We start from the raw sequence: 11,675 nt of genomic DNA on the forward strand, positions 1-11,675 counted from the left end.
GTCCGGGCGATACACTGCGGCCTTGCCCACCGCGAGCGCAGGCAGACAGAGCGCTTCACCCTTCGACGGGGTCGCCGGACATTGCCGGCACCGTGCCTTGCCCGCCGTAATGCCCCCCCCTCACTTCATATCAAGGAGCCGCCCGATGAACAATCGATCCAGGCTCTTCCTCGCCATCGCGCTTGCGGCGGCGGTGAGCCAGGCCCCGGCCCAGGAACGTCCATCGCAGGCCTATGCGGATGTCACCACGACGCATGTCCCGCCAGGCCCGGACATGCACGCCGTCGATGCAACCATGATCGACGCCGACGGCGATGGCGACCTGGACGTGGCGGTCGCCGTCGAGCGCGGCCCCAACGCGCTGTACCTCAACGATGGCAAGGGCCGCCTGAGCTGGAAGCCCGGCGCGTTCGACGCCACACCGCACGACAACGAGCACGTGGCATCGGCGGACTTCAACGGCGACGGCCATCCGGACCTGGTATTCGTTGCCGAGGACGACGAGGTGCACGCGCTGTACTTCGGCGATGGCCGCGGCAGTTTCGCCGACATGAGCGCGCACCTGCCGCGCGGCAGCCAGGGCAATGCGGTCGCGGCCGGCGACGTCAACGGCGACGGCTTGCCGGACATCGTGGTGGGCAACACCGCCGAGGACAAGAGCAAGCCCGCGCGCGACTTGCTGTGGCTCAACGACCCGGCGCGGCCCGGCCACTTCGTCGATGTCAGTAGCACCCACCTGCCGGCGAACGATGCCCACACCCAGGACATCGCGTTGGCCGACATGAACGGCGACGGCCAACTGGACTTGGTGCTCGCCAACCAGTCCCCGCCCAACCGCCTGCTGCTCAACGACGGCCGCGGACGCTTTACCGATGCCAGCGACCGGCTGGAACTGAAAGTGCCGCTGGAAACCCGCGAGGTCCACGTGTTCGACGCCAACGGCGATGGCCATCCGGACATCCTGTTCTTCAACCTGACCAGCAACAACCACGACTGGGACAAGGACCCACAGACCCGCCTGCTGGTCAACGACGGCAAGGGCCGCTTTCGCGACGAGAGCGAACGGCGCCTTCCGCGGCACCGCTTCTCCAGTTGGGGCGGCACCATCGTCGATTTTGACCGGGACGGCGATCCGGACATCTTGGTCAGCGCGATCCAGGTGCCGGGCTTCGTTCCGTTGCAGGTGCGCGCCTGGCGCAACGACAGCCGGGGCAACTTCGAGGACGCCACCCTGGACATCGTGCCCAGTGCCACCGTGGGGCGCAGCTGGAGCATGGCGCAGGGCGACCTGGACAGCGACGGCAAGCCCGACGTGTTCATCGGCGGCTGGCGCTCGCAGGCGCGGCTGCTGCTGACCGACACGGCGGTCCTGGAGCCTCCGCGCCCGGCGCCGACGCCGCTACGACTCTCGAAGGAATGACAGGCAGCCCGTGTGGAACGGCCTTGCCCCCGCTTGCCAAGACATCGCAAGCTGGCATAGCGAGCGATCCCGACGGAGCCGCGCTGCAATGCCCGCGATCCCCAACGGCGTCCCTGTTGCGACGCCGCGGAGGCGGCCTACTGTTGAGCGCGGCATTGCCTAACCAGCCGCATTGACCCCCACCAACGGCCGCACTTTGTCATTCCAGATTTCAACAGCCGCGCACTGGGATTCACATAAACCTCAATACTGCGCTCTGTGATCCCGGTTTCAACGCTGCTTCAGTCGGAATTCCTTCTAGGGGGTACAGATTTGCTGGAACAGCACTCTGTCATGGCCTATCGACATAGTCCAGGACGCCTATCGCTCCGGGGAACGCTTGAAACCCATGGTGTCGATCAGGGCGTCAAGAGCCTGCAGCAACCGCACGTCATTGAAGAATCTGCGGTTGCCGGTCGTTGCGCAGGAGCAACGTTTAGCATCTGGGCAATAGATTGCGGACCTTTCAGACAGTCGATAAATGGATGACGTCCGCCCGTTTTCCATTCAATCTGCTTTGCCTACGCGCATCCGAACCAACCGCAGTCCCTCCTGGCCCGCCGGACGAGACGCCATCGTTGAGCGTAAAGGCAGACACCGCCTCGCTCAGCTGATGGGCCTGATCTTCCATGGCATGCGCTGCCGCCGTGGCTTCTTCTACGAGTGCAGCGTTTTGTTGAGTGACTAAGTCCATCTGGGTGATGGTCTGATTGACCTGCGCTATACCCACTGATTGTTCCTCGGAGGCCGCCGATATCTCGCCCATCAGCCTAGTAACATGCTGCACCCCGGCGACGATCTCTGTCATCGTTTTGCCCGCATCATGAACCAATCTGGAGCCATCGGTGACGCGTTGAACGGAGTCGTCGATCAGGTCCTTGATTTCCTTCGCAGCCGCTGACGCTCGCTGGGCGAGGGTACGCACTTCCGAAGCCACAACGGCGAACCCTCGGCCCTGCTCGCCTGCTCGCGCCGCTTCCACTGCAGCATTGAGTGCCAGAATATTGGTTTGAAAGGCGATCCCATCGATCACGCCGATGATGTCTGCGATCCGCTTGGATGATATCTCGATCCCACCCATCGTATCGACGACGAGGCTGACGATGCGACCACCTTCAGAGGCAACTGAAGCGGCCCCGATGGCTAGCCCGTTGGCCAGCCGAACGTGTTCGGCATTTTGCTTCACAGTCGAAGTAAGTTCTTCCAAGGAAGCTGCGGCCTCTTCAAGATTGGCCGCCTGCTGTTCGGTACGCTGTGACAGGTCCTGGTTGCCCGTGGCAATTTCACTGGCGGCCGTCGATATGCTTCCGGCTGCATTCTTGATTTGCCTTACGATGCCAGACAACTGCGCGGCCGTGGCATTGGCATCGTCTCGCATGTCCGCGAAAACCCCTTGAAAATCGCCATCGACGCGTGCATCCAGGTCGCCCCTAGCAAGAGCGTGAAACTGATTCGAAAGTGCCTGCAGGCCGCTATCAGCGATGGACATAAGCCGATTTAGATTAACGACCATCGTACGGAAATCGTGCTGGAAGCGGTCTTCCTCTCCGCGCTCCTTGTAGTTTCCACTTGCAGCGGCCGCTGCCAGGCGGTTGATCTCTTGGTTCATCGACATCAAGTTGAGCTTGGCGGTGTCCATAGTCTGGGTCAGCACGGCCTTCTCGCCCAACAGGCGATCCATATCGTCCCGCAAATCGCCAACCGCATAGCGCCCCATGACCTCTACTAGACGCATCTTTACGGCGATGTGGGAAGCAGCCAGCTGATTGCTGTCCCGAACCATGTGGCCATATTCGCCCGGGAACGAGTCGGCATCCATTCGGTAGCTGATCTGCCCCTGCTCATGGCGAGCCGCCATTTCCGTTTGTGCGGCGAGCACATCTTTCAACTGCGTTTGCATCCTCTGCATACTCAGGAGCAGCCGTCCAGGCTCGTCCCGCCCCTTGGAGGGAATATCGTTGTCCAGCCTCCCCATCGCAATGTCCTCGGCCACTTTATTAGCAAATCTCAATGGAGCCGTGAGACTGCGAGTAATGAACCAAGCTAGAAGGCCACTCAGAAGAGCAGCTGCGATGCCACCGGCAACCAGCAGGTTTCGTCCATGATCGAGTTGCCTAGCCGCCACATCGTAAGCACGTTGCGCGCGCAGGTTCTGGAATTCCTCATAGTCGCGAATTGAGTCCTGCCATGCTTGCGTGGCGGGTGCCGACTCCCGGAGAAGAACTTCCAAGGCCTCCTGAGGCTGGCCCGCGGCAGCCAGGGAAACGACCTGATCGTTTACGCCTCTGGACGCTTCAAGACGGGCATCCATTTTTCTTTGTAGACTCCTGCCATCGACGTCTGATTTGAGGCTGTACAGCCGCTCCCGGCTCCGATCATAGCGCAGACGCTGATCCCTAATTATTTTTTTAAAACCGGCCTTTTCGCTACTGTCGGTAGGAAGCACAAGATTGCGAAGCTCGACAGAAAGTATGGAGTTGGCATCCATCATTTCTTGTGCGAGCTTGATTTTCTGCATGTTGTCCTGGGCGATATTATCGAGTTCGGATCGGGCCAGGTGCATGCTGGCTACGCCGATGCCGACCAGCGCGGTCGTCAGGACAATCAGTAAAGAGAATGCGATGGCAAGCCGTCGTCCCACGTTGTAGCGCTGTATGAAATCCAACATAAAAGTGCCTTCTTCAAAGAAAAGGGTTTAGGCCATCCATTGCCGGAGACGAACGCGAGACGCAAAAAGGCTCGTCTGCTTATCGGCATCTCGATTTAGAACTTTAGGAGGACTGTCTTGCGGCCCGAACAAGATCGGTCCAGTCGATGGCTAGGGACGTCGGCCTGGGCGTGAGTGACGATGGGCGACGAGTGGAGGACGCGGTGCAACGCCGAACTGGCGGATCGGAGCAGGCCCGCAGGGTGGCTAGCCGGGCGTTGGTGATAGACCCGGCTAGCCCTAGTACAGCCAGTGAACGAATCTACTCAACGACTCGACTTTTTTCGCTTTTCAAGTATCTTATGATATCTAGATTACATTTGCTATTTGGGTAAATTATGACAAGGCGTGGGGCTAACGAGATACCGACGTCCGCGCCGAGGGCACGCCTGTCGCGCCAAGCGAACCAGGAACACACACGTGAACAGTTGTTCGCGTCCGCTCGCTCGCTCATCGCCCGGCGTGGGTTGGCTGGCATCTCCGTGCGAGACGTCGCTGAAAACACAGGATTCAGCCAGGGCGCGTTCTACTCGAACTTCGCGTCCAAGGACGCGATGCTGGTGGCGCTGATGGAGTTGGAGATGAAGCGCTTGGTCGAGCAGTTCGATCGTTTCGTGGTGCCTGACAGCGCCGACATGACCAGTGCGCTGCGCGGCATCGTGACCTGGCTGGTGGAAATGCATCAGGATTCCACGGCGGGCATGATGCTGCTGGAACTGCAATTGCACGCTAACCGCAATCCGTCGTTCGGTGAGCTTTACGGGCGTCACAAGGCAAGGTTCATAGACGCTTTCGCGCAGGTGGTGGAGCGGGTTTTCGTCGGCTTCGGTCTCGTCCCGTCTATGCCGCCGCGCCAGATCGTCATCGGGTTCTGGGCGCTGCTAAGTGGCTTTAGCCTGCAGCGTTCCACGTATGCGGAACACGCCGAATCGGTCTATATAGCCTACATAAACGCCATCATCGCGAGTTCGGCTCAGTGAGTATGGCCTGCCACAGGGCACGGCACTCGTCGACCCGCGAAACGCTTGGCCGCATCGCATCGCGTGGACTCGCGCAGCAGGCCCAGATGCTTGCCTACTGCATGCTGCTGTACCACGGTGCCATGCCGGCGCGCGGACAAACCGCGCCACGACCGGTCAACGCAACGATCAGCGCCAGCGATCAGGCATTGGCAGCCCTGCCGGTGGGAGTGCACATCCCCTGCGAGCCTTGGCGCCCAGGCGGCAGATCGGTCGCCGGCTACGTCTGGCGCGCTTCCCATACGCGCGCGGTCATCCTGATCCAGCCGGGCTACGGCCACTACGCGCTGCGCTACGTTAGCGGAAACAACCGGCTCATTCCCCAACTATTGGTGCAGGGCATCAGCGTGTACGCGTTCGACATGCGGGGAAACGGCTATTCCCCGGGAAGGCGTGGCGTGGTCGATGTGGAGCAGGCGATCCAGGACAATTTGGCAGCCAGGCAGGCCCTGCGCGACCAGCCCCTGCCGGTGTTCCTGTTCGGCCACTCACTCGGCGGGCTGGTGGCGGTATCCAGCGCGCTGCGCGACCCGCAGGACCTCGCCGGGCTCTTGCTACTAGCACCCGCGAACAAGTACGACACTCCCGCGCCCCTTAGGTGGATTGCATTCACAGGGGCAGCGTTGTTTCCGTCCGCCGCCGTGCCGGGCTCTCAGGCCGATGTGGGCGAGCTGGTCGCGGACGCGTCGGTGGCCCGCACGTTGCGCGCCGACAAGGTGTTCTATCCGGGACCCCTGCGCTTCCTGACCGCAGCCGGAGGCCTTCGCCAGTCGCGTCGCAACTGGCCGGCCTACCACGCGTTACGCACGCCGCTGCTCGCGGTCCATGGCACTGCCGATACCAGCACCGACCCTGCAGGCAGCCGCGCCCTGATCGCGCTCGTAGCCTCCTCCGACAAAACGCTGCTGTCGGTGCCGGGAGGACGACACGCTCTGCTGGACGACACCGATCGGGATTGCACGCTCGAAGCCATCCTGTCGTGGATCGATGCACGCACCCGTGCGTTTGGCGCTCCCTGCGCCCCCATGACCCGTAGCGTCCCTTCGAGCCCCCCCATGACCTTTGCCTCCTCTTTCGGTTTGCTTTGTCCTGGATTGCACTGCGTGGCAGCTCTTTGCGCCATGGCCAGTGCGCCGCTCGCCGCCGCGGCCCTGGCGGAGGCGCAGGTCGCTTGGCCGATCCAGCGCCTGTCGGCCGCCGACGCGTCCACCGCCCGGCCCCATCAATTCGTAACCACCGGGCAGGCACAGGCGTGGCAGGATGATCTGGACCGACGCGGCCTGAGAGCGACCGGCAGCCCCGCTCATGAAGCCTACGTCGACGCGCTATACGCACGCCTGAAATCGGCCGGCGTACAGGACCTGCATTACGAAAGTGTCACCCTGGAGCGCTGGACCACCGAGACCTGGTCCTTGGCCGCGGTCGAGGGCAACCGGCTCCCACCGCTTCCAGCGGCGTCCTACCTTCCTTACTCGGGGATCACGCCTGCGGAAGGGATTACCGCGCCCGTCGTCCGGCTGCGCTGGGGCGCTAGGCCGAGCAGTCATCTTGCCGGCAAGATCGTGATGGTGGAGGTGCCGTCCTCAGGCCCTCTGACCAAGGGAATGATCAAGCTGGTCGCACAGCACAGCTATGATCCCCACCGCCAGATGAGGTTGCGTGCGCGTTACCAACGTCCTTTCATGTATCTGGAAAAGGTCAGCCAGCTGCAGGAAGGGCTGGAGAAAGTGGGCGCGGCGGGCATGATCGTGGTGACCGACCGACCGAACGCCTATCGGCCGTATGATCGCATCATCCGCCACCTCCCCGGGCTCTATGTCGGGACGGCCGACGCGGAGCCGCTCAAGGCGCTGGTCGTCCAGCGCGGGCATGTGCGTCTGATCCTGCCGGCCGAGGTGGGCAGGGCCCAGACGCGCAACCTGCTGGGCGTTGTCACCGGCGCATCGCCCGAGCTGATCGCTCTCAACAGCCATACAGACGGGACCAACGGAATTGAGGATAACGGTCCCAATGCGATCGTCGACATCGCGCAGTATCTGACCCGGCTGCCGCGTGCGGCCCTGCCACGCGGCGTGCTGATCATTCTTTCCTCCGGGCACATGGCGGCAGGGGTCCGCATCGAAGGATTGCTGCGCCAGCACGCAAACGACGGGTGGCTCGATCGCATCGGCACCGTCGTCACCATCGAGCATATGGGCGCGCGCGAATGGCTGCCCGACGCCGAAGGCTTGCTCGTGCCCACCGGTCAGGACGAGCTCGGCATTTTCTTCATGCCCAAGATCCCGGCACTTCTCGACGCCAAAAAAAAGTGGCTCGCCGCCCCCGATGCCGCACCTGGCGCTGTGCTGGCACCCCTGACGCCGCGCGCGCGGCACTGCAATCGCTCCCGTGTGGCCGGGCGAGGGACAGTACTTTTGGGGCCAGGCCAGGATCCCCACCGTCAACTACATCACCTGGCCCTACTACCTTCTCGATTGGGGTCCCACCGTCACCACGGCCGATAAGGTCAACTACGAAAGGCTGCATCGCGAGACGACCGCCTTTGCTCAGATGATCCTGGGCCTGACGCGAACCCCGATGTGCGAACTGCGGACCAGACATCCCTAGTCTGCATTGTCCTTCTGCTGCGCTCGAATTTCCCTAAACCAAGTCCCCGCCAAGGGTTCGCTCAATCGCGCCCTGCGAACACGCCCCTTTCACCAAACCTCTCGGAGTTACATAGTGAACAACATTTCTAAAGCAATCCTCCCCTGCACGCTGGCAATGGCCTGGGCTCTACCTGCTCATGCGGCCAACACAGACGATCGATTTCAATTGCGCCTTGGCGCCATGAACATCGATAACAACAGCAATTTGCGTGGCACCACCACCGTCAATGGCAGCATCCTCTCGGGCACGCAGGATTTCGATTTCGGCGGCAAGGAATGGGAACCGCGGGTCGACGGCGTCTTCCGTCTGAGCAACCGGCAGCGTCTGATCTTCGATTACTTCAAATACGATAAGGACCGCCGCGAGGCTCTGAGCGAGGAAGTCAGCCTGGGTGGGACCACCGTACCAGCCGGCAGCTTCATCAAGGGCGAACTGAAGTATCAGGTGGCCAGCTTGGTCTACGACTACGCTGTGATCGATACCCCGACCTACAACCTAGGACTTCAGCTCGGCGCGGAGTACCTCAAGATTGATACCAATGCTTATGCCGACCTGGGCGCGCTCTATACCGGTGAGATCCTCGATGAAAGCGCAGATGGCGCCGCGCCGGTTGTCGGCATCCGTTTTACCGCTCACGGCGGCGAGCATTGGCTCTTCAGCGTGCAGGGGCAGTACCTCAATACTGACTGGGGCAATTTTGAGAAGTACAAGGGCGACCTGAGCCGAGCCAATACAACCGTTGAGTATCGTTTCAGCAGGAATTTCGGAGTGTTCGCTGGCTACGACTGGTTCAAGCTCGATGTCGAACGTGATACGGACACCCGCGCCGAGTCGGCTACCACGATCGGTTTGAAGCAGGAGTTCAAAGGCCCGGTGGTCGGACTGACGTTCGCGTTCTGAGCACTATTCAGTGAGCGTAGGCGCGAAAACACAGGATGAAGCGTAAGAAGAATCAGGAAGCTTTGCCCCCGGACAACACGGACGTTGTCATTGATCTTGAAAAGGAGCGCGCTTTTTGGCAAACCCATGCGCCCCTACCCTCTCTGCTCAGGGAACTAACGCCCGAGAGGGCGTGGCCTCTTTATGTCGAGATCTACAGTCTCCTGATCAATCGGCCCCGATGCTCTCCGGAAGAGCTGAGAGCCGCTTTCGTCGCCCGGCAATCACTCTGCCGCGGCGTCGCCTCGGAGCAAAAAAGAGCGCTCTTCGAGAGGGTGTGGTCGAGAATAGAAGCGCTAGCAGTGCCTGCGCCATTGCGGGAGGACTAATGAATGAGAAAGTTCGATGCAATGTAATGTCCCTTGAAAGCTCGGATGCCTGTCGGTTGCCCCGTGGTGTTGCTGTTTGAGCGATTGCTGACGGCTTAGCAACTCGGTCGGCTACCAGGCACCTCGATCGCTAGGCCGCGCCGCCGGCGTCTGATTAGGCCCAACCTTCCGATTGGCTGGCCTATCCCAGCATCAACGGGCCGGAGCGTCGGAAACCGGCTGGCATGCGGGTCGTCAAAGAGGAAAGCGCTAGGGCCGCCGTTTTATTCATCCCCAACCACGTTGAAGGACAGCGCCGCGTGGAACGGGCCTTTCGCTGCGTCCGACTAGGCGCACCGCTGATACATACGGTGTACCGAACCAACTCACTGTCTTCAACTAAGCCAACCCACAAAACTGGGCCATCGTAAAGTAGAGACTTCGCCGGTAGGGGCCCCGTCATCACGAGGTGCCAAGCGATAAAGAAGTCACGTTTTACCGAGAAGCAGACTGCCTACGCGCTCAAGCAGGTTAAGCTGAGAATGCAGTTGGCGAGGTGTGCCGGAGATGCGCATCGCCGGAGCAACGTTTTACTTGTGAAGCAAGAAGTACAGGAATTCGGCCCGTCTGAGCTGAAGCGCTTACGGGTGCTGGAAGAGAAAAACCGCAAGCTCAAGCAGCTAGTGGCCGATCTGAGCATGGATAAGGCGATGCTGTAGGAGGTGGTCACGAAAAAGCTCTAAGGCCTGCCCAGCGACGAACCTGGGTAAGCCAGTTACGTGAGCGCTTCGGGGTAAGTGAGCGGGTGCGCCGCGGATAATTGGGATGTCGCGCTCGGCGCTCTCGTTCAAGGCCAAAGCCAAAGCCCGCGACTGCAGCGCCATCCGCCTTCGGATGCACGAGATTACGCAGACGCGGATACGTTACGGCCGCGAGCGGGTGTTGGTGATGCTGCGTCGCAAAGGCTGGCGTGACAGCCATAAGCGGGTCCATCGCATCTACAAAAAGAGGGCTTGCCTTTAAGGCATTGTCGGCGTCGTAGTCGCAGCAGCCGTTGCCGACAATCGATCAAGATCACGGCGGCGCCCGACTCGCTCTCGAGCATGGACTTTGTCAGTCAAGCTTCAATGGCTGGCTGCGACGGGAGTTCCTAAACGAGCATTGGTTCTTGTCCCTGGCCGATGCACGGAGCAAAATTGAAGCGTGGCGTTGCTCCTGCAACGAAGAACTTCCCGACAGTGGATTAGCATGAAAAACCCCCTGCGAATTTGCCCGAGAACATTGATCGGAAGCGAATACGAAAATACCAAAAAACTCATAATCTTTACCAGTGATGGCCCTCTAGTCGGGAGCGGGTCAATCAGGTCAGGACTCTAAAACCCGAGCGCTACTTAGGACGGGGTGTGTCGAGGACGTCAATGCGCCACTGACCGGTGTCGAACCACCTTCATTAGTAACTGGGACGTCCGCAGGCAAAGGCTGCTTAGTGGGTTCATTCGATTGGAGTTCCTATGTTGTTCATGATTGATCGATTTGCGGTTTACGTGGCAACTCTCAGCGAACCGTTGGGGACAGGCATCCGGTGGACGGTGTCTTGGCGCATCGATGATATGAGGCAGTCAAACAAGACGCTAAAAGGAAACACATTGACTCAGTTTTTTTCCACAGAGGCTCTGGCAGAAACAGCAGGTCGGCGTGCATCAATGGAACAGCTAGATCGGTTGATCGACGAAACGGTGCGCACTTCCAGACAAACCTACATTGAGCCAGCGGATGGCCAAGACTAATGCAGGGACGCTAAGACACGGGGCGAACCAAGGCCAATTAACCGGGCTCCAGTGCTCGACACCGCGCACGATTCCAATTCACGTCGGGCATGCGCTACCGCTTCCACGTATATTGCAAATCCTGATGCCGGCAGTTGATAGTAACGTAGGGTTAAGCCGTGAGATCTCGATACCAGAATCTCCGGAAAGCACTGGGCCCCACAGCAGCGGCGTGGGCCGCAAGCGGACTTGCGCGCTCCTGCTCATTGGCTGGCGTTACCTGGACGGCAAGTAGATGTCCTAGCGTATCTACCGCCATACGCACCTTGCTACCTTTCTTGCGTTTATAACCGTCGCATCCGGCGCGTGATCCGCTTTCACAGGTGGATTGCAGCATCCTACCGTCGAAAATGATTGCGCTCGGCTGGCCTTTTTCCCTTGTGCCACACGCAATAGTGAGCCGCAGATCGCTGACCATGGCTTCAAAGCAGCCAGCCTGCAGCCACGCTGCGTTTGCTGATACACCTTTTCCCAAGGCGGGAAATCGTTAGAAGCAATCACCACGGTGTACCTGAGCGTACGATCCAGCGCAATGCGCTGAACATCGCGCGTAGCGCGTACTTGCGCTGCAGCGCCTGCACATCCACCAGTGTCAGATACGGCGCAGCAAAGGCCCATTCTTCGTCAGAGATATCGGTCGGATATGGCTTACGAGGCTTCATCCGTATACGTTAGCGTGACTAGGCTAAAGTTCGTAACACGCTCAATGCAAACAGTACGGCTGCGCCTCGTTAAGGGAAATATCCCTTACCTTGCCCTCGGGAAAAC

7 protein-coding genes and 2 pseudogenes are annotated in these 11,675 nt (G+C 60.3%); 7 read left to right on the forward strand and 2 right to left on the reverse strand.

The window, feature by feature from the left end; genetic code table 11:
• The first annotated feature begins 145 nt into the window (after positions 1–145).
• Positions 146–1,420, forward strand: coding sequence for a VCBS repeat-containing protein (locus H7A87_RS17700; protein ID WP_197942518.1), 1,275 nt, complete (start codon positions 146–148; stop codon positions 1,418–1,420).
• A gap of 505 nt (positions 1,421–1,925) precedes the next feature.
• Here the strand turns inward: H7A87_RS17700 and H7A87_RS17705 are convergent.
• A complete protein-coding gene (locus tag H7A87_RS17705) occupies positions 1,926–4,127 on the reverse strand; it encodes a methyl-accepting chemotaxis protein (protein WP_119128199.1) in 2,202 nt (733 codons plus the stop codon).
• A gap of 467 nt (positions 4,128–4,594) precedes the next feature.
• On the opposite strand from H7A87_RS17705, the gene H7A87_RS17710 reads away from it, so the two are divergent.
• The 6 genes and pseudogenes from H7A87_RS17710 to H7A87_RS17735 all read left to right on the forward strand — a co-directional run bounded on the left by H7A87_RS17710 (position 4,595) and on the right by H7A87_RS17735 (position 10,868).
• Positions 4,595–5,146 carry a TetR/AcrR family transcriptional regulator gene (locus tag H7A87_RS17710; RefSeq protein WP_180496787.1) on the forward strand — a complete coding sequence of 184 codons (552 nt, stop codon included), beginning with the start codon at positions 4,595–4,597 and terminating at the stop codon, positions 5,144–5,146.
• An 86-nt stretch (positions 5,147–5,232) separates the two neighbouring features.
• Entirely contained in the window at positions 5,233–7,689 is a 2,457-nt protein-coding gene (locus H7A87_RS20730; protein WP_197942519.1) for an alpha/beta fold hydrolase, read from the forward strand.
• 259 nt (positions 7,690–7,948) lie between these two features.
• Positions 7,949–8,734: a hypothetical protein gene (locus H7A87_RS17725; RefSeq protein WP_119128197.1), complete on the forward strand. Its 786-nt coding sequence runs from the start codon at positions 7,949–7,951 to the stop codon at positions 8,732–8,734.
• Positions 8,735–9,677: 943 nt separating this feature from the next.
• Positions 9,678–9,800 carry a hypothetical protein gene (locus tag H7A87_RS20940; RefSeq protein ID WP_255437911.1) on the forward strand — a complete coding sequence of 41 codons (123 nt, stop codon included), beginning with the start codon at positions 9,678–9,680 and terminating at the stop codon, positions 9,798–9,800.
• Between the two features lie 401 nt (positions 9,801–10,201).
• Positions 10,202–10,333: pseudogene (locus tag H7A87_RS17730) on the forward strand (integrase core domain-containing protein); the annotation flags it as partial.
• Positions 10,334–10,592: 259 nt separating this feature from the next.
• Positions 10,593–10,868 (forward strand): hypothetical protein, encoded by a 276-nt coding sequence (locus H7A87_RS17735; protein ID WP_119128193.1) that lies wholly within the window; start codon positions 10,593–10,595, stop codon positions 10,866–10,868.
• A 229-nt stretch (positions 10,869–11,097) separates the two neighbouring features.
• Here H7A87_RS17735 and H7A87_RS17740 read toward each other — a convergent pair.
• Positions 11,098–11,569 (reverse strand): annotated as a pseudogene (locus H7A87_RS17740) (transposase); the annotation flags it as partial.
• Positions 11,570–11,675: the final 106 nt, after the last annotated feature.

Origin of the sequence: Xanthomonas sp. CPBF 426, assembly GCF_903989465.1 — a bacterium.
In the GTDB taxonomy this organism is placed as follows: Bacteria; Pseudomonadota; Gammaproteobacteria; order Xanthomonadales; family Xanthomonadaceae; genus Xanthomonas; species Xanthomonas euroxanthea.

Coding starts and splice junctions, on each gene's coding strand:
- H7A87_RS17700 (WP_197942518.1), top strand. CDS start 146: ATGAACAATCGATCCAGGCTCTTCCTCGCCATCGCGCTTGCGGCGGCG.
- H7A87_RS17705 (WP_119128199.1), bottom strand. CDS start 4,127: ATGTTGGATTTCATACAGCGCTACAACGTGGGACGACGGCTTGCCATC.
- H7A87_RS20730 (WP_197942519.1), top strand. CDS start 5,233: ATGCTTGCCTACTGCATGCTGCTGTACCACGGTGCCATGCCGGCGCGC.
- H7A87_RS17725 (WP_119128197.1), top strand. CDS start 7,949: ATGGCCTGGGCTCTACCTGCTCATGCGGCCAACACAGACGATCGATTT.
- H7A87_RS17735 (WP_119128193.1), top strand. CDS start 10,593: ATGTTGTTCATGATTGATCGATTTGCGGTTTACGTGGCAACTCTCAGC.